Source organism: Pantoea sp. paga, from assembly GCF_007558755.1.
In the GTDB taxonomy this organism is placed as follows: domain Bacteria; phylum Pseudomonadota; class Gammaproteobacteria; order Enterobacterales; family Enterobacteriaceae; genus Pantoea; species Pantoea agglomerans.
Genome location: NZ_VLTF01000010.1, coordinates 143,530 through 162,610 on the forward strand (window position 1 = coordinate 143,530; position 19,081 = coordinate 162,610).

Sequence of the window (19,081 nt, forward strand, 5' to 3'; positions counted from 1 at the left end):
TAAGCCAGTGGTTAAGCGATATTGCTCTGCTGGCGCTGCAGGAAGTTCCAGGTTGCGCCCAGCATGCCGGAGTCGTTGCCGTAGGTCGCGGTATCAATGCGGATATCAAGATCATATTTTGCCAGCTGCTCTGCCAGTTCGTCGAGGAACGGCTCCCGCTCGGTAATTCCCCCACCGATAAATATCATCTGCGGATCGAACACGCTGAACAGGTTATATAAGCAGGCCGCAAGATCCTGGTAGAATTTATTCACCACCTGCTGCGCGGCTTCTTCTTTGCGATCGTATGCGTCAAAGACATCTTTACCGGTAACGTCGTCGGAAGACTTTTTGATGAGCTGGCTGTAATTCTCCCGAAGCGCCGTCATGGTACAACTCTGGCTCATGGTATGGCGTTCAATATTGCTGCTGTCAGGGCGCGAAGTCAGCAGGCAGCCAAATTCGCCCGCGCGATTACGACCGCCCCGAATCAGCGCGCCGTTGCAGAAGGCCGCTCCGCCTAATCCCGTGCCGATGGTTAACATCAGAAAATCACTGAGCTTTTTTGCTTTACCCAGCCACTGTTCAGCCAGTAAGGCGCAGTGTGCATCATTTTCGACCGTGGCAGGCAGTGAGGTTTTTTCCGTAAGCCACTGGCTCAGATGAAACTGGTCGAAGTCCCGAATGGTACCGCCCATGGCGATATATCCGGCTTCTGCATCAATATAACCGGGCGTGCTGACGGCGATGCCAGCACAGCCGGGATTTTTCTCCAGCCAGGCCAGGATCTCATCAAGTATTTTGTCGCGTGAATTATGGGAAATATCAGCACTGTCACTGGTCAGAATATTTCCCTGCTCATCAATCACGCCCATTTTTAAAGAGGTACCACCAATATCGAAAGCTGCAATCTTCATTAACGTTCTCTGAGGTTGTTTTCATCCGATTAATTGTAGTGCTGAAAGAAAAAGGGCAGGAGGTCTGTCGGAGGCAATTTTGTCAGGAAAGGTACAGATTTATATGATGGGTGTGGCAAAGAGGGCGTTCTGATAACCCCGACACTCAGGGAAGAACTGAGTAAGTTCTTTCAGGATGGCTGATGTATCACCCGCGCTGAGAGGGTGCCTGGCAGCGCGGGCTTAATAGTTGCTATGCCGTCATGACCACTTACGCAACAGGAGACTGGCGTTGACGCCGCCAAAACCAAAACCGTTCGACATGGCATAAGTCAGCGCGGCGGGACGTGCATTGAGCGCCACCAGGTCCAGATTACCTGCGGCTTCATCGGGATGATGGAGGTTCAGCGTCGGCGGAATAAGCTGCTGTTGCAGCGCCATCAGGGTGAATATCGCCTCAACGCCGCCTGCCGCACCCAGCAGATGGCCGGTGGCGGATTTCGTTGAAGCGATCGCGACTTGCGAATCATCGCCAAACACTGCGCGAATAGCCGCCAGCTCACCGTGATCGCCAACCTGAGTTGAGGTAGCGTGTGCGTTGATATGCTGGACGTCGTCCGGGCTGATGCCCGCCTGGCGCAGGGCGGTCCTCATCGCCCGCGCAGCCCCGCTGCCATCCTCCGGACCCGCGGTTAAGTGGTATGCATCGGCGCTGGTGCCATAGCCGACAATCTCCGCCAGCGGCGTCGCGCCGCGTGCTTCGGCATGGGCCAGCGACTCAATCACCAGCAGGCCGGCACCTTCGGCCATCACAAAGCCGTTTCTGTCGCGATCAAACGGACGTGAGGCATGGTGCGGCTGATCTTCATAGCCCACACATAGCGCACGTGCAGCCGCGAAACAGCCCAGCGTGACGCGATCCAGCGCCGCTTCTGTGCCGCCACAAATAGCAATGTCCGCTTCACCGCTTCTTATTAACCTTGCGGCGTCACCAATCGCCTGAACCCCCGCCGCACAGGCAGTAACGGGCGCGCCCAGCGGACCGGTGAAGCCGTGTTTGATCGAGACATGACCCGCAGCCATGTTGGCCAGAAACGAAGGTGCTGTAAAGGGTGAGAGCCTGCGCGGGCCGCGTGCATCGGTAGTGCGCACCGCGTCGGCAATGGCACCAAAGCCGCCGACACCTGAAGCAATAATCGTCGCGGTGCGTTCACGCGCTGCCTCATCTTCAGGATGCCAGCCCGCCTGATTCAGCGCTTCTTCTGCTGCCAGCAGCGCGAATTCTATAAAGCGCGACATCTTTTTACGCTCTTTCGGCGCAATGAACGCCTCCGGGTCGTAACCTGCCAGCGGATCTTCATCGATGCCGGGCACGCTGCCACCCACTGAAATACCGGTGCCAGCAGTAAGCGTGTCGGGCAGGGTACGTATACCTGATTCCCCTGCCGTTAATCGCCGCCAGACGGATTCAACGCCACAACCGAGTGGCGAGACGATGCCCGCGCCGGTAATGACAATGCGTTGTGATGAGGCTAAGTGACTCATAATTTTGCTCCCTTAGACAGTCCGGACAGTGAGTGAAATGCTGCTGCGGAGAATAGATACACGCCTTGAGGGCGAAAGGTGAGGCCCTGCGAAGGGTGGTGCGATAGATGAACGCAGGGATGGAATACAGCAGACAGAGTTAAGCTTAGCAGCATCAGAATCCTGAGCGATAACCAGACAGAGTGCTATCGTTGATCTTGTGACTAAATAAGTCAATAGTCACATCATGCGTAATGCTCAGGGCGCAAGGCTACGTAACACCAGCGCTGCCAGTTGTGCAGAGGCTTCTTCAGCATCATCAAGGCTGTACTGCAGCAGTACCGGACTGGCGTAGGGTTTGATCACCCGATAGATTGCCTCCGCCGCTTCGTCTGCCGGAGTTTTACGTTCAAACTCACCGGATTCACGACCCCGTCGCAGGATCTGTTGGATCAGATTCAGTAGTCGCACTTCGTGTGCCATCGCTGACGGCCAGCGGTCACGCGACGCGACGGCAGCAATGTCATACAGTTTACGTTCGTGAAAAAAGAGTTCAGTGCCGGTGACGGAAAGCGTGCGAAACAGTCGCCGCAGTTGCTCCGATGCTCCAGGCGCATCGGCGATCGCGGCTTCGACGCGCTGCATAATCATCGCCAACCGGGTGGAGCAGATCACTTCGCCAATCGCCTGTTTCGATTCAAAAAATTTGTAGATATAGGCTTTGGAAAAAGCCGATAGCACGGGCGAGATCGGAGACGGTGGTTTTTTCGTAACCATAATGCGCGAAGTGCTGCATGGCAGCATCGACAATCTGGTCACGCACATTGTGCCCGGCCGGGCCGCGTGTGCCATTTTCCGTTACGGATTGAGTCATTGTCAGAACCTGGCAGATCAAAGGTGGGTGAAAAAATTCAGTGACCACTGTTAGGGGTGGTCACATTTTAGGCCCTGATGCGATTAAAATCCATGGTTCGCAACGAATTAAGAGAGTTGACGCCACTTAACCCGCACAGATGGCAAACTGGCAAGGTCGAGACTGATATTGACTTTGCTGGTTAGCATTAAGGTGATTTTAAAGCCTGCATTTTTCCGGGGAGTTCGCCTTTAAGGCCGGTTATAAAGCCTGAAACAGGATAAAAGAGTCTACGTTCGCCTGCGTGCAGAATTTGAATGTCAACTTAACATCACCTGAGTGAGTTGACAGATTCAGGGCTCTTTAGTGCTTCTTTAAATAAGCTGAATTATACTGTCGGAAATGGGCGCAAATTCAGTGATTTCTTAATGATTTACATTATCGATGATCAGGTTACCTACAATTCAGATGACTGTACGCTGAGTCATATTCCTACCCATGAAACGCTGAGTCTGAGTATTTCATCGGGTCGGCTGTTTGAGCAGTTGCTGAATTCCCAGGGAGAAATACTGGCACGTGAAACCCTGCTGACCGAAGTCTGGGATAAATATGGCCTGCGCGGATCAAACAGTAATCTGAATCAGTATCTGAGTATTCTGCGCAGAGCGCTCGCGGCTTATGGTTGTGAAAATCTGATTATCACCATTCCGAAAATCGGCATCCGACTCAATACTGACATCAAAATTGAACGTGAATCTTCCCCGGCTTTTGTTGTGACAGAGGTTCAGAGTGATGAAGAGCCTGCGGAGAGTCCTGTTTCCAGCCAGGATAGCCCGGCGATACGCCCCGATCCTGTTATGGCGGATAAGGTTGTCAAAAAATCTGGCCTCAGCGTCAGGCAGGGCATATTTGTCCTCATGCTAATGTTGCTGGGAAGCGCTTTCTGGTACTTCATTATAAGTGAGCCTGCTGAAAAGAATTCCTCTATGAGTACTATCAAGCTGCAAGGCGGCTGTGAGGCGGTGATTGTTCAGGGACTGGATGTGTTTGAGCAAAAGTCACTGGATAAGCAAATTCTTGAAATTCTCAAAGAGAATAATCAATCCTGTGTGCCGGGACGACGCATCTATTTCGATAAAAATACTCCATTCACAACAACGGATTATGGCAGGACTATTCTCTCCGCATGTAACCTTAACAGCAGTGGCCATATCGTTTCCTGCGACAGCTTCTATTATCTTGACTGGAGAACGTTTTGAAACGTAACGCCACATTAATGCTGACGCTAACACTCGCTGCGCTGCTGCTGGTGCTTTTTGCCGGAATTAATTATCTTAAGCCCCGGCCTGACGATTTTCCTTTCCGCTGCTCAGCGTTCAGCCGCTATGATCTTAGCCGCAATGATGGTGAAAGGATTAAGTTTGCTGTTTCCCAGGATCTTCGCTTTATTGATTCTAAACTGGGCTATCTCTTGCTGAACGGGCAGGTAACTTTTGGTGATAAAGAAACAACGCTTAATCGACGCATTGCGCTGAGCGCAGGGAATAAAATTGATAGGGACACTTATCGCTATAAAATAAGAACGGTCATTACCGCAACAAACGATACGACGCCAGATGCCGTGTTTGATCTGCTGCTGGCGGAGATCACGCTCGATCCTGGCTATCTGCAGCTAGATACGACTCAGGTCGATAAAAAGACCTATCTGATCGGTGGGCCGCTCGCCTATCTCTTTACCTGCCAGCGTTATTAAATGAAGAGACTTTCAGCTGAAATATAAACCGGAAGAGCAAATGCTCTTCCGGTTTGCTTTTAAATGCGCATTGCAGACAGCGTGTCTGTTACGCAGTACGGAAGCTTTCCAGGGTATCTGAGAAAATCTGAAGATCTGCAGCGCTAATGGGACTCGCCTTCGACAGAGAGAAAATCAACAGGTCGTCCATGTTAAGTGTGAATACCGCTTGTTTCTGGTAAAGACGAAGATTATCTGGCCGAAGAAAATCATAGGTAATCATGATGCCTGTAGTGAGATTATTACCCAGCACCACTGGCTGATGGACTTCCTGTTGCCAGTCTTTCATCTGCTTTTGCAGAATAGCGAGCTGGCTAAGAATATACTCTTCCGGATTATTATGGTCGCCTAACTTATCGCGAGAGATGGTGATTGGCGGCAGAGTAGATCGCGTGCCAGCCAGCGTATTCAGCGTTCGCTCGCAGTAACCTTGCGGCAAAGTAATCATGCCTTCAGTGAAGCGGCAAATAGTCTTATCCATGGGTAATCTCCGTGTCATTGTGGGTTGCTGCCTGGCCAAATAACTGCTCTGCCGTGACTTCGCTGAGTGTGCCGTTATTTAACAGGACGATTTTATCGGCGCTTCGGATAGTTTCCGGACGATGTGCAATGATGATTCGGGTGATCTTCATCTGCTTAATGGCGTTGTTGATCTGCGCTTCGTTGTAGATATCAAGATGACTGGTGGCCTCATCCAGAACCAGAATTTGAGGTTCACGATACAGTGCGCGTGCCAGCAGAATACGTTGCAACTGACCACCCGATAAAAACGATCCCATATCGCCTACCAGGCTTTGATAATTCATCGGCATTTTCATGATATCGCCATGAATCTGAGCCAGGCGGGCCACGCGGGTAATTTTTGCGTGGTCGGGTTCGTTATCAAAGAAGCAGATGTTCTCGCTGATTGAGCCTGAAAAGAGAATATCATCCTGCATAACGCAGCCGATCCGATTACGATGGTGTTCAAGCCCGGTCTGGGTGATATCCATACCGCCCACAGTGATCGTGCCACCTTCCGGGTGCAACAGGCCAAGAATGATTTTGGCCATCGTGGTTTTTCCCTGGCCGGATGGCCCTACAATTGCGAGGCTCTCACCCGCTTTGATCTCCAGATTCGCACCATCAACCACCCAGGGTTCCGTCGGCGCATAGCGAAAACGAATATCGATCAGTTTGATATCCTGCGGGGCTTCTGTCTCCTGGTCGGTTGCTTTACTCACCAGGCCTGGATTGGCCTCAGAGCTGGCTTCTGTTTCTGATAGCACAATATCGGCCAGACGTTCGCCATGCATTCGCAGCATACGGAAATCGATAATAGCGTTGATCAAGCCGGCACCCCGACTCATAAATTGATCGGAAAAGCTGATAAAGGCGGTCAGCATACCGGCAGAGAAGTTGCCATCCAGTACCTGCAGCGCAGCCAGCCAGACCAGAACCACCCGGCCCACTGAGGTTAGTAATCCCTGAGCCGAACCAAACAGGATATTGAGCTTCTGTATCACAATACCTTTATTGGTGGTGTCTACCAGAAAGTTCATGTAAGCCGAGAGTCGCGGCACCTGTTTATTATTCGTTTTGACCGCCTGGATCCCGCGCAGCGTCTCAAGCAGAGAAGACTGGGTGCGTGCCGAGCTGATGATTTGTTCCTCATTGGCGCGGCGAACCGGATCGTAGGCCATGAAGCGCAACAGTGCATAGGCGAGAAAAAGACCAATGACCAGCCATGCCAGTTGCGCGTTGTAGATGAAAAGCATCACTACTGTGACGATTGACATAACTCCATCCAGCACGGTGCTGATGAAGCGGGAAGTCAGCGTGCTCTGAATAGTATTAAGCGAACCGTAACGAGAGAGAATGTCACCGACATGGCGTGATTCGAACCATTCCAGCGGCAGTTTTAACATGTGATGGCAGACGTTTATGGTCCACTGCACACTAAGCTGGCTGGAGAACCAGCTCATTACCCATGAGCGCAGGGCTGTGACAATTGTCTGAAACAGCGCGATCATGATAAAGCCCACACCGAGCAACGACAGCAAAGAATAGTCAGCAGAAACCAGCACCATATCCATAACCCACTGCATAAAGAAGGGGCCGAGGACGCCGAAAAATTCCAGAGCGATTGAGAGGATGAGCACCTGAGCAAAGGCAGACTTAACCCCGGTCACGCTGCCCACCAGCTTCATCATAGAGATGCTTTCTTTCTCTTCTTTCACTTCAAAGGTAGAAGAGGGAACCAGTTCCAGTGCGACACCGGTGAAGGCAGTCGACGCTTCTTTAAATGTCAGTTCGCGAATGCCACGCGCGGGATCGTGAACGGTGATCCTATTGCCGCGAACTTTCTTCAATACCACAAAATGGTTCAGTTCCCAGTGCAGAATGCAGGGCATGCGCAGTTTAGACAGCTCTTCCATTTCCACACGCAGTGCGCGGGAAGTCATGTTGAGTTGTTGTGCCATCGCGATGACATCAGCCAGTGTGGCGCCTTTGAGTGATGTGGCGAACTGGCGACGCAACGTGATCATGTCGATCTCGTGGCCGTGATAGTTAGCCACCATGCCAAGACAAGCCAGCCCGCACTCCGCTGCCTGCGACTGTCGAATCATTGGTAAGCGGTTAAATCATTTAAAATTGAGTTTCTCTAATAACAACACAGAACAGACCTTCTAAATCAGAGAGAAATTTTGTGTCCCAGCGCGAAAATCGGCTCCAGTACCCATTCATAGAGACGACGTTTGTCGACAATAAAGTCGGCATCCAGCGCCATACCTGGCTTCAGTTTTTCATTCTGCGAATAAGCAGTAATGGTTTGTTTATCCAGAGAGACCAGTACCCGGTACTGCTGTTCCTGAACATTGTTTTTACCGGTTAAGTTGGTGACTTCCTGAGGAGAGAGGGCGGTTCGCGAGACCTCGATCACCTTGCCATATTGCTGACCAAATTTTTGGTAAGGGAAGGCTTTGTAGCGCAGCACGACACGCTGACCCGGCTGGATAAAGCCGATGGATTGCGTGTTCACCATGATGCGGGCAACAAGATCGGTATTGTTGGGCAAAATCGCAATTGCCGACTGGCCGGCATTCAGCATCTGACCATTTTTAACCATGATCATGCCGACATAGCCGCTTTTTGGTGCGCGAAGCTCAATGGATCGGCGTGCTTCGTTCTCTGCCATTGACTGACGGTTATCTGCCAGTTGACGTTCGATATCGTTGCGCTTTTTCTCATCATCCAGTGGCTTTTCATGCAGTTGCTGCTCTGCCTGAACAATTTTTTGCGACGTATCCAGCAGTTGAAGCTGGTACTCCTGATAGCGTGCCTGGCTGTCGAGCAGATTGGATTCCTGCTCTTCCAGTTGACGGTTTGAGGCGTACCCCTCCTGGTGCATAGCGTTGAGTTTATCCAGTTGCAGTTTCGCTAACGCCACCTGTTTGCGACGGTGTGTCAGCTGTAGTCTCAGCTGTTCCTGCTGGAGTTTCAGACTGGCGATGGTGTCGGATAATCCTTTCATTTCGACATCATGCAATTTGGCCAGCGTCTGCAGATCCTGCTGAAGTCGTTCACGCTGACCCACCAGATTTTCGGCAATGACCTGACGCGTCTGTCCCATTTGTGTTGAGACTTCCGATGACAACACCATGAGAACGTCATCTTTTTTGACCAGCTGTCCCTCTTTAACCGGGATATCCACGACTGTTGCGCTCACCGGAGGAGGGACAATCAACATGCCCTTTTCAGGCAGCAGTTCGCCGGTAGAGGATTCATATTTCGTATAGCTGCCAAAAATGAAAAAGAGGGCTGTGACGGCAGTAATAAAAATCACCACAGAAATAACAAGCCAGCGGTAGGGCGGACAATAAAGTGCCACGATGCCCAGGTTACCCCGGTTAGCGGCATCAAGCGCCTCCTGGCGAAAAAGTGACTGTTCCATTTATAGATTCATCATGATTAAGGGATTAACGGCACTGAAAAAATTTCAGCATGTCGAGTGATAACGAACCGGTACTTTGCGCCAGATTGATTAAGGCGTTGAGGTAACTCAAGCGGGCTTCAGCCTGGTCTTTGAGCGCGGTGTAATATTTCTGCTGGGCATCAAGTTCATCATTAACGGTGCGGAAGCCCATTTCACGGCCATACTGGACCGACACAACTTTTTCACGTGCTGAGTCGACAGCGTTCTTTTGAGCACTGATTAAGGCTTTACCATTGGTCAGGCTAAGCCAGGCCGAGCGCGTATCGGTTGCCGCTTTGCGTTGAGCTTCCATCGTGGAATACTTTGCCGCCTGACGACGATAGGCCGCTTCAAAAGATTGTGAAACCTGACTGCCACCAGCAAATAACGGGACAGAAACGTTTACGCCATACTGCAGGTTATTACTCTTCGAGTTCGTCCCGAAAATTGCGTCATAAAGGATATTGTCGTCATTGTCGTTACGGCTCCAGTTTTTGCCGTATCGGGCATAGAGTGAGACGACCGGCATATGCGCGCCATCAGCCGCCAGAACATCTGCGTCTGCCTGATCATTCTGAAACAGAGCAATCTTAATCTCCGTGTTGCGTTGCTGGCTGGCATTAATCGCATCGGTGAGTGAAGAATAAGGCGATGCTTTAAGGCACTGGAAATTCACTGGTTCAACGGTGTCAGGGCTGATACCGGATAAACGACGAAATGCTTCGCCTGCCAGCAACAACTGATTGCCTGCCTCTATTTCTTTAGCCTGTGCCAGAGCGTAATTAGCTTTTGCTTCATCCAGTTCCGTGCGGGTATTCTGGCCATTGACTAATCCGGCCTGAAGCTTCTGCTGTTGCTGTTTAAAATTATGGCTGGCGGCTTTTGCTGCCTGCAAAACTTCCTGCTGATAAAGCACAGTAAAATAAGCGTTACTTATAGCGTTTAATAATTTTTCTTCAGCCTGCTTTGCCTGCGCCTCAGCTGTATTTGCAATAGCAACACCTTTACGCCATCCGGCATATTTACTCATATCAAACAGAGGTTGCCTGACGCTAAGATCATAACTATGGTTCGTTACCCCACTCTGATATTTTTTATCAGGTTGCTCCTGACGATCCCAGTTTCCTTCAAGTGTTAATGTTGGCAGCATTCCGGCCATGCCTTGCCAATATTTCTGTTTATCTGCTGCACTGGTCATCTGACTGGATTGTAATGCTGAGTCATAGATTAATGCGGCCTGAGCAGCTTGCTCCAGGCTGGTTGCAGATGTGCAAAATGGAGCACAAATTAGTGCCAGTAGTACAATATTAAAATTATGGGGTTTCATGATCTTCGCTGTATATAAAAAATAAATACTAAGTGGTTAAACAAGTTCCTGTGCAAAAACATACTTAATCAAATCTGTATTAGATTGAAGCTGAAGCTTACGCATAGCATTATATTTTTGTGTTGCAACCGTGCTTATGCTGCGTTTACGCACTTTGGCTATCTCCATTAAGCTATAGCCAATGGCGAACAACCGGATAACTTCTATTTCTGAGGGGGATAGCAGTGTTTGTGCCGTATCTGCTGGTGCAGATAGCACTAAGTTTTTCATCTGTTCTGAGTAGTATATTCCTGAATTAGATGAGCAAACCCAATTGAATGCCCTGACCAAATCACGAATGTCATCGCGTTTATGTACGATAGCATTGACCGGGACTTGTAATATACTTTTCAAAATAGCCTGACTCTTCTGTGCAGTGAAAATGATAATTTTTAAATTCGGATTTTGCTTGTGTATCTGTTCGAGTTTTTTCACGCCATTTGAATCGTTACGTTCAAAGGTAAAGCAAAAATCTGTGATCAATATATCTGGCATCTCCTCCCTGATTATTGACAGTAAACCTTCTGCTTCAACCGGGTAAGCATTGATGTTCAGATTTGAGAACTCTTTTATAAGTATAGTCTGGACGGAATAAAGAATAAATGGACTTTCATCAGAAATACCAATGCTAAGCCTCCTTTTTCCCTGGGATATATTCACAGATGATCCTTTTCTGTAGATAAAATCTGAAGCGGGGCTCCGCAGAGCCCTGCTGACTACTGGTAACTAAGCGTGTACGTTGCGACGGCATTTGCCGTACCAGGATTTATTTTCGCAGCCGTCTGATAATAACGTGCATAAAGTGGCACCGAAATTAAGGCAGAAGAGAGCGGATAACTCGCAATGTTAAAGGGTGTAGCGAGTGCTATCGGCTGCTGGTTTCCATTAAGGATTTGCACGCCGACACCACTGGCCGTTGAGGCGGAGTTAAGCGCCACCACACCCACATCGGAGAGCCCGCTGGGCGCGTCTCCATCGAACTGCATCATCACGTCAAATGTGCCTGAGAGTAAGGCCTCACAGTTAAACTGGATGTTAAATGCTGTGGCCGCACTGGTCTGGCCTATGCCTGCTCCTAAGCCACTAGTAGGGTTCGTGGTATAACTACCCAGTGGTACATTCTGATTAACATCTCCTGCCACTGAGCAGGTCTGATCTTTTACGGTGATACCTGTTTTAATATTGGTAAAGTTAAATGTCTCATCCTTCCCTGTGACTAACGAGCCGACATCAAATGGGTTTACATAACTTTTAAGGTAAGATGACGGTGTCATAGAGTTAGATGTTTTGACGATCTGATAAGGCACGCTCAGAGAAACATCCGTATAAGCGCCCACAGTTCCGCCGCTGGTTAAAGCATATGTGCTGATCATTATACCTGTTGGAATATTTGCGACTTCGGTGCCCATCTCCCCACCATAGCCAGTATATAACGTCAATCCATAGCCAAGGGCATCCGCGTCAATCGCCTTACGTTTAAAATAGACTTCGCCGATCAATCCATCTGCGTACTGCTGCAAATTATCCAGCGCACATTTAAAGTTAGCCGTGGCTGTGCCACTATAAACGATCGTACCTACCGGTACGGCTGCTGAAATATTGATGCCTAATGACTTTATGTCGACCAATGTCCGGGTAGAGGTCATTTTACACGTTAATGTCACATCGGTTGATGAGCCTGCGGCATTAACGTTAAAAATAGCCATCAGCATCAGACTGAATGTTAATGATACTGAGCCAATGAGGCGCAATATTTTCTTTCCTGAAATTAAGAGCATGATGTCACCTCATTAACCCTGGTTATCTTTATTTTCGTTATTAGAAGCGTAACGTACCGGCTGCATTTGATCATTGCTGCATGTTGTCGTCAGTCTCGCCAGCGTCTGATTGTCACTGGACTGAACTACACCCGACTCAAGATTAACCAGACAATTATCATTTTCTGCTTTTCCCCATGAAACATGCAGACGGCTGACATCTTTATTCAGCCTGACGTAAATCTGACCGCCCTGTGAAACAGTAGTAACAAGATTGCCATTTTCATCATTAACTGACGCGCCAAATGGCAAAGCATTTCCATCAGGCTGGTTTGCCCGTATCAGGAGTGGTTTGCCTTTACTGGTTTTATAATCCAGTCTCACAACAGCACCTTCAACAGGTATAACGCGTTGTTGGGTTGATTCCAGCTCAACATCAAGGGGGATGCCTTTTGGATCGATCGCCAGCTCATTTATCCTGTATGGATTAAGATTAGGAACTACCGCTCTGCCGCTTCCGTTTAACACGATATTTGGATAACCAAGCACCCGGGCACCTTCGGCATCAGCTGCTGTTACGACAGCATATGTTGTCGACTGATAAGCACTAAAGTTAATGCCATCAGGCAAAGCAACAACAGCGCCGCTTGCACCTCCGGAAGCTGAGTAATAATTCTCTCCCTTGGTATATGACGCTGTCAGCATGCTGTAAGGCGAACGATATTGTCCACTGACGGAACCTGATTTTTTATTATCGATATCGCGAGAAGCACCTACGTTATAACTGTATTGATCATTCTCACCCAGGACACCATTAACCGCAGTTTGCGCGGTTACACCCTCTTTATTATGGGTTGCGCTTCCGGTTACATAATTTTTACTTTCGCTACCAAGTGGTATTGAGAAATCGAGTGAAAGCTGTGTGTCATGTCCACCGGTTGAATATAATAATCGGTTTGCTGATAATGTATAGGATACGCGACCAATTCTATTATTGTAACCTAACTGAAATTGGGTATTTGTACCGGTGCTGTTCCAGTAATTTTGAATGAAACCAGTAAGATAGATGTTCCCATATGACTCTCCAAAATTTTGGCTGGCAGTCATTGAAAAACGTTGTTTAGGACGGGAAAGATAATTTATTCCGTCACTTTTATTCTTTTTATAGTAGTTATTAATTTGCAATGCATTGTCATAGCTGTAATAGCCTGATGATGAAAATCGGTACGCTGCGAGGGTGAAGTTTGTGTCAGTCTGAGCCACTTTTTTACTGTACGTTGCGCGATAGCTCACACCCTGCTTTTTCTCATCGCCATATTTTGTCTGAGCACCGGTGATATCGAGTGAGATAGCGCCAATAGGTAAACCAAATGCTCCCCCCAACAGGGCTGAGATGTAGTTATCTGATCCCAGAATACCGGTATAGCCAGTCAGACTATTGGTAAAGCCATGCTGAATGGTGCCCTGATATACGGAAGGCGTGTAGGCCATATTGTCTTTACGCGATACACCGCCCGTCACAGAGTAGAATGTCATACCAGGACGCTTCAGCCTCGTCATGGCTGCATAAGGCACTGAAAAACGTGTTTCACTGCCGTCGGCTTCTTTTACAGTAACATCTAAATCGCCGCCGTAGCCTGTAGGATAGAGGTCGGTGATATTAAAGGGACCTGGCGATACTGTTGTCTCATAAATTTTACTACCGTTTTGCGATACGGTTACCTGAGCACTGGTACGGGCAACACCACGAATTTCAGGCGCGTAACCGCGTTGTGAATCAGGCCACATTTGATCGACAGTTGATATCTGCGCACCGCGGAACGAAAGGGTATCGAACAGTTCGCCACTGGTATTTCCTTCACCTAGCAGTAAGCGTGACTTCAGTTGTGGAATATCACGCTGAACATAGGTGTTAATAGCGTTGTAATGATGAGACTCATCACCCTGCTGGCGTCGCCAGCTCAGTGAACCCTCATGGCGAAACATCCAGCCGCCAAGGTTAAAACCTGCCAGCGCTCTGCCATAAAAAGAGTCATATTCACGCCCATCGTTAACAGAGCGGTAATAGTTAGTGTCATAGTTGAGCGTAAATGCTGTTTCACCTTTATCCCAGAACTCGGGGGCGACATAGCCACGTGCTGAGCGCAGCAGATAAATCTGTGGAATTGAGATGTCCATCTGCATATCAGCAGAGTTAATGGCGGCATGGCTCTCCTTAACCACATCTTCAAGGGCGATACATTGCTTACCCGAGCGTAACTCTTCAGCTTGTTGAGAACTGAAAACGGTGTCTTTAATGGAGAGACTTTTTACCAGATCGTAGGAAAGACAGGCCTTAGTACCTGCTCCTTCACGTACAACCTGAACATTTTCACGACTAATCTGACGACCATTTAAAAAGATATCCAGCGTATAGATGCCGGGATCAATGGGGTTGCCTGTTGCATAGCGGGCAACATCTACTTTTACCCCTGGCAAATTTTTCACAAAAGATTCATCAAAATCATAAGATTTTTCAGCAAACGCGGTTTGAGTTGCTGCGGTCAGAAAGAGAGCCATAAAAGAGCGATAAAAAATTCTGCCAGTTTTTTTATTTAGAGATACCGTCCTTGCCATCATAATTCCCCTGGTTAAAGACCAAAAGCTACTGGATTATTTTACTTTCAACCTTACGTGCGGCGCCAAAATCATCCAGATATTGATAATTAAATGTCGTTTTTATTTGATTATTACTCATGCCTTTCAGCGAAAATTCTTTTGTTTCGCCTGGTGCCAGCATCTCTCCTTTTTCACTGACTAATTTATGACCCACACTGTCTTCTGCATTAATTTGTGAAACGTTAACGTAAAAAGAGGAATTGTTAGTTGCAGACAGAGAGTTAGATTTTGAACCATGACGCCACACAATACCTGACGCTGCTTCATTGGCCTGCGCATGATCGAACTGAGCTGGACGATAAAAAAGCTTAATACGACTTCGGATCGCCATTTGCAGTTGATTCTGGTTGGCCAGACTTTTGTCACGAGGTGGAATATCCAGCACATTAAGCCAGAAAATAGATTCTTTGTCGGCAGGCAGATTCGCGCCAGTGAAGACAATACGTAACGTTTGCCCTTTATTAGCCTCCATCCGGAAAACCGGAGGTAATAAAACGAAGGGAACATTTATTTTATCTACGGCTTCATTAGGATTTCCGTTATCAATCCATGCCTGAACAAGCGCGGGTTGATCGCCCCGGTTATCCAGCCGAACGGTAACTTCTTTCTCGGAAGCTGGGTAGATTACCCGGGTGCCGATGATAGTTACGCTGGCAAATGCAGACGTGGTCATTGCACAGGCGAGCAGACAAGAGACTAGAAAGTTAAAACTTTTTTTTTTCATGATATTAACAGAAATGATGAAGAGGAAGAGTGGTGAGGGCGTAGCCCTCACCCTAATCAATTACAGGTAATTGATTGAATAATTTACTGTTGATGCAACGGTACCCGCTACTGCAGCAGCAGTTGCGTAGTACTCAGCAGAGTAAGACAGGGTACCCGCACCCGCTGTCAGAGCCACTGTTGCTGGAGCGGTTGACTGCTCGCTGCTGCCGGCATTGATAGCTTTGTTATTGTTGTCCAGTAACTGCAGATCAACTCCTGTTGCAGTACCGGTATTGGTCAGACGACCGTTAGCGTTCACACCCGCACCCTGTTCAAAGTAAGCGTAGACATCACCGGTTGTTGCAGAGCAATCGCTAAGCGCCAGAGTGAAGCGGGTATTACCTGCTACGGCACCTGCAGTGTTCAGCACGCCTGCAGCAACTTTTGGCAGGGTTACGGTTGCTGTGCTGCCCGCACCGTTAACGCTGACAGTACAGGTCTGAGATGCAATGGTGCCGGTAAAGTTAATTGTGCCATCTGAAGCTTCCGCTGCACTAACCTGAGCTGCAGCCAGCAGCAGACCCATAGCAACCATAGATACCTTTTTCATATACTTTCCTTTGTATAAAATAATGAACAACATGTCATTATGAGCGTTTGCACTTTATAGCAATGGCTCATTCCTTCCTGGAAAAATTATTTTTTCCAGGAAAATTAAAACGCCAGCAGGCCGAAAACTACGGCTGCAGCGATGCCGACAATACCCATGCCAAATGCAGATCCACTGATTGGATTTGCAGCAGGCACTGAGTCAGGGCGTACCCATTCAGTTTTTTCTTTTGAACTTGCGCCTAATTGGCTGAAGAAATCTAAAATTACTGAAGTTAAAGAACCTCCACTAACGCCTTCGATTTCTCGATTGTTTAATTCACGCATGATATTTCCTTATGCAGTAATTACTGGAGCAGTGGCGTCAAACTGGTTTTCAACAATCTGATTGAACCAGCCCACAGTTGAATCCCAGCCATTGATGGCACCATAAAGTGCGCCATCAACCAGGCCAACAACTGCGCCGACAATCAGGCCGACACCGCCAGAGATAATACCTGCACCTACGATGCCACCTGCGCTACCGCCGCTCATGGCCCATTTCAAACCGAAAGCAGTTATACCGGTAACACCACCTACAACGACAGCACCAACAAAATCAAAAAAACCTGCGCCTGAAACATTTCGCATTTCTACAGGTGTTAACTCTCTCATTTACATCTCCAATATTAATCACTTATTCAATTATTCAGTATTGAATTTTTAAAATGCCGCTTCAAGCGAACGGCGCTATTAGATTCGTAGACCATAAAAAATAAAATAGTAAAATATCCATAATTAATATTACGTGCTATTGGTATTAATGACTGAAGATGTGTTTTATTTACAATGCATTTACATTCGTAGTAATTTAGAGTGCCGGAGTGAATATATTCACATCGTTATATGTTTTTTTCTGCCGACTATTGATGAGGTGATTTAATTTTACCTGTAACCAGCTTTTTCTGAATGAAGAAAATGCTACGCATTCTGCGGCGAAAAAGCTTCAGAGGGAGGGGGTGCAGCTTGGTTAAAAGTCCAGAGAATGAGAAATCGGTCCTCATATGCAATTTAAGGTGAATGTTGCAGAGGTAAGGTAAATATATTTTTTTGGTATTTTTATCTACGGTTTTACTAAAAATTAGTATATAAAACTATATATCTTATAATTTGTTATTTAAATGTCTGTTTTGGGGCCGGTGTGGTTTAATTTGTGCCATCAAATGCTGTCGTGTTTTTTTATTTTTAGAGAGGAATTAACAATGGTTCCATAATGATTAAAGGTTTATCAATTATGCCGCATATTTAAACTTGCAGCGCCTTTTTGTGTGCTTAATATAGCGGGATTATAACATCAATGTTCATATGATTATGATTGATTCCTTTTTTAAGAAAAAAGTTATAACACTATCAGTAAGTCTCTACTTGTTAGTTTGATATACTGATTAATTGGCTTTTGAGCGGTGAAATATCTGGTTATGACGTCTAATAGTGGCGTGATGCTCTTCCTTTTTGCGCGTTTATGGTGTTGAATTTTATCAGTATGGTTTTACTATAGTGAAACCAGTAGCAACCTTTCTATGGCTCATATTTGGGGGAGAGTCAAAGATCATCAATACACCAGGCGAAAAAAAGAGACTATAACAAACGGATTTTTGCTAATTTTTCTACTAATCACTAACCTTGTGTTAGTTAGATTGAGTTAATTATTATGTATAGAGTGACTGAAAATCATGAGCGGATCATCGATGCGCTAGCCGGGTATACCCAGGTTGCTAATCCAGATGAGATTTCGCGCGGCAAGCGTCGTTATCATCTCACTAAAGACAATGTGCGCCGGGTTATGTTCATTCTTGATGGTGATTTCTTACTCAAATTAAAGAGCGAAAATAAGGTATTAAATATCTTATCGGCGCCTTTTGTTGTCGGTGTCACTCCGGCACTCGATGAACCACCTGTCTATCTGGAAAGAATTGATTATGGAAAGGTCAGTTTCATTGATTATGATGTGTTCTGGCGCCTGGTGTTTGAGAAAGACCTTTTCAATGATGCCATGTCCATTCTATCTGGCCAGTACTCTGACCTGATGAACTACATCCAGCTACCTAAAAATAACTCATATGATGAAGTGATTTCGTTGATTGGCCGCTGGGGGAAACTGCCACCGCACCTTAAGAAGAGATTTTCGGCACTTTATCTGATTGAAAACAGTTCTCATCTTTCAAAAAGCTCCATTTGCAGAGTGCTGAAAGAATTAAAAGAGAAAGGTGAACTTACCCTGGTTAATGGCAAGTTTACCTGATGATTTTTGTCTAAACTTTGAGATGCTTAAGGGAAAAATGGATTTTAAAGTCATTTGTACAAATGAAAACTACTTCTTTCGGCTGGGCATCTCAAAAATTATTGAGCAAGCACTGTTATGTGACACGCCAGTAGAATTTTTACCCGCTTATGACGCACAAAATTTATATCAGGCGGATTTCATACTAATCAGTGTTGCACAGTGGCGCCTTTATATGTGTCAACCTGCCTACCGGGAACGGAAGCCCGGTAGCATTTTAATGGTGTTTGTTGATGAGGTTGCAGACATCGTTACGGAACAACTGCCTCTCTGCTATCGTTCTTTAATTACTATCTCGCGCAGCGATTCTGTCCGTATTATTTCTGAAAAAATCGTCCATTTTTGGCTGGAAAATCAGGAAAGCGTCAAAGGATTTGTACCCTCGGATTGCTCACATTGTTATTTTGCGCGTATCACGGTTGTCCAGCTGCAGGTGCTAAGCTTTTTAAAGAAAGGGTACAGCGTGGGGCAGACAGCTAAACGTCTGAATCTTTCGGCTAAAACGATCTACGCACATAAGTATAATGTGATGAAGAAGTTTTCGCTAAGTGGTGATAAGCAGTTTAACGCTTTCATTAATGATGTCACCCTGCTGGAACTTTATAAAGGCGTTATTGAATCTGCAAAATTTTAGCTATTTACTCAGTCCATATTGGAGTGGTTTCTG

Annotated in this window: 17 protein-coding genes and 1 pseudogene; 4 read left to right on the forward strand and 14 right to left on the reverse strand. The window is 47.1% G+C overall.

Annotated elements, in window-relative coordinates; genetic code table 11:
• Nucleotides 1–11: 11 nt before the first annotated feature.
• The 3 genes and pseudogenes from FOV68_RS21125 to FOV68_RS21135 form a co-directional block, all read right to left on the reverse strand.
• Nucleotides 12–896, reverse strand: coding sequence for an ROK family protein (locus FOV68_RS21125; protein WP_143991497.1), 885 nt, complete (start codon nucleotides 894–896; stop codon nucleotides 12–14).
• Nucleotides 897–1,136: 240 nt separating this feature from the next.
• Nucleotides 1,137–2,420: a beta-ketoacyl-ACP synthase II gene (gene fabF / locus FOV68_RS21130; protein WP_143991498.1), complete on the reverse strand. Its 1,284-nt coding sequence runs from the start codon at nucleotides 2,418–2,420 to the stop codon at nucleotides 1,137–1,139.
• Nucleotides 2,421–2,657: 237 nt separating this feature from the next.
• Nucleotides 2,658–3,273 (reverse strand): annotated as a pseudogene (locus FOV68_RS21135) (TetR/AcrR family transcriptional regulator).
• Nucleotides 3,274–3,680: 407 nt separating this feature from the next.
• Between FOV68_RS21135 and FOV68_RS21140 the strand changes: the two are divergent.
• On the forward strand, nucleotides 3,681–4,511 hold the full coding sequence (locus FOV68_RS21140) for a winged helix-turn-helix domain-containing protein (protein ID WP_186289769.1): 831 nt from the start codon (nucleotides 3,681–3,683) through the stop codon (nucleotides 4,509–4,511).
• Nucleotides 4,508–5,005, forward strand: a complete 498-nt coding sequence (locus FOV68_RS21145; RefSeq protein WP_143991499.1) for a FidL-like protein — start codon at nucleotides 4,508–4,510, stop codon at nucleotides 5,003–5,005. Before FOV68_RS21140 ends, FOV68_RS21145 begins: the two co-directional genes overlap by 4 nt.
• Before the next feature lie 88 nt (nucleotides 5,006–5,093).
• Here FOV68_RS21145 and FOV68_RS21150 read toward each other — a convergent pair whose 3' ends face one another.
• The 11 genes from FOV68_RS21150 to FOV68_RS21200 all read right to left on the reverse strand — a co-directional run bounded on the left by FOV68_RS21150 (nucleotide 5,094) and on the right by FOV68_RS21200 (nucleotide 16,748).
• Entirely contained in the window at nucleotides 5,094–5,525 is a 432-nt protein-coding gene (locus FOV68_RS21150; protein ID WP_064703076.1) for a DcrB-related protein, read from the reverse strand.
• Entirely contained in the window at nucleotides 5,518–7,653 is a 2,136-nt protein-coding gene (locus FOV68_RS21155; RefSeq protein WP_143991500.1) for a peptidase domain-containing ABC transporter, read from the reverse strand. The genes FOV68_RS21150 and FOV68_RS21155 overlap by 8 nt, the downstream gene beginning before the upstream one ends.
• Nucleotides 7,654–7,718: 65 nt before the next feature.
• Nucleotides 7,719–8,978: an HlyD family secretion protein gene (locus FOV68_RS21160; protein ID WP_143991501.1), complete on the reverse strand. Its 1,260-nt coding sequence runs from the start codon at nucleotides 8,976–8,978 to the stop codon at nucleotides 7,719–7,721.
• 25 nt (nucleotides 8,979–9,003) lie between these two features.
• A complete protein-coding gene (locus FOV68_RS21165) occupies nucleotides 9,004–10,326 on the reverse strand; it encodes a TolC family outer membrane protein (protein ID WP_143991502.1) in 1,323 nt (440 codons plus the stop codon).
• Between the two features lie 36 nt (nucleotides 10,327–10,362).
• Nucleotides 10,363–11,025: a response regulator transcription factor gene (locus FOV68_RS21170; RefSeq protein ID WP_083070639.1), complete on the reverse strand. Its 663-nt coding sequence runs from the start codon at nucleotides 11,023–11,025 to the stop codon at nucleotides 10,363–10,365.
• 56 nt (nucleotides 11,026–11,081) lie between these two features.
• Nucleotides 11,082–12,143, reverse strand: coding sequence for a fimbrial protein (locus FOV68_RS21175; RefSeq protein ID WP_143991503.1), 1,062 nt, complete (start codon nucleotides 12,141–12,143; stop codon nucleotides 11,082–11,084).
• Between the two features lie 12 nt (nucleotides 12,144–12,155).
• Nucleotides 12,156–14,741, reverse strand: coding sequence for a fimbria/pilus outer membrane usher protein (locus FOV68_RS21180; protein ID WP_143991504.1), 2,586 nt, complete (start codon nucleotides 14,739–14,741; stop codon nucleotides 12,156–12,158).
• A 25-nt stretch (nucleotides 14,742–14,766) separates the two neighbouring features.
• Nucleotides 14,767–15,504, reverse strand: coding sequence for a molecular chaperone (locus tag FOV68_RS21185; RefSeq protein ID WP_064703070.1), 738 nt, complete (start codon nucleotides 15,502–15,504; stop codon nucleotides 14,767–14,769).
• Between the two features lie 60 nt (nucleotides 15,505–15,564).
• Nucleotides 15,565–16,095 carry a fimbrial protein gene (locus FOV68_RS21190; protein WP_143790136.1) on the reverse strand — a complete coding sequence of 177 codons (531 nt, stop codon included), beginning with the start codon at nucleotides 16,093–16,095 and terminating at the stop codon, nucleotides 15,565–15,567.
• Nucleotides 16,096–16,199: 104 nt separating this feature from the next.
• Nucleotides 16,200–16,421, reverse strand: coding sequence for a hypothetical protein (locus tag FOV68_RS21195; RefSeq protein ID WP_143991505.1), 222 nt, complete (start codon nucleotides 16,419–16,421; stop codon nucleotides 16,200–16,202).
• Nucleotides 16,422–16,430: 9 nt separating this feature from the next.
• Nucleotides 16,431–16,748 (reverse strand): hypothetical protein, encoded by a 318-nt coding sequence (locus tag FOV68_RS21200; protein WP_143790082.1) that lies wholly within the window; start codon nucleotides 16,746–16,748, stop codon nucleotides 16,431–16,433.
• A gap of 1,036 nt (nucleotides 16,749–17,784) precedes the next feature.
• Between FOV68_RS21200 and FOV68_RS21205 the strand changes: the two genes are divergently transcribed.
• Together FOV68_RS21205 and FOV68_RS21210 are read left to right on the forward strand one after the other, a co-directional pair.
• On the forward strand, nucleotides 17,785–18,375 hold the full coding sequence (locus FOV68_RS21205) for a helix-turn-helix domain-containing protein (RefSeq protein ID WP_031594259.1): 591 nt from the start codon (nucleotides 17,785–17,787) through the stop codon (nucleotides 18,373–18,375).
• Nucleotides 18,341–19,048, forward strand: coding sequence for a LuxR family transcriptional regulator (locus tag FOV68_RS21210; RefSeq protein WP_231115724.1), 708 nt, complete (start codon nucleotides 18,341–18,343; stop codon nucleotides 19,046–19,048). Before FOV68_RS21205 ends, FOV68_RS21210 begins: the two co-directional genes overlap by 35 nt.
• The last annotated feature ends 33 nt before the right edge of the window (nucleotides 19,049–19,081 follow it).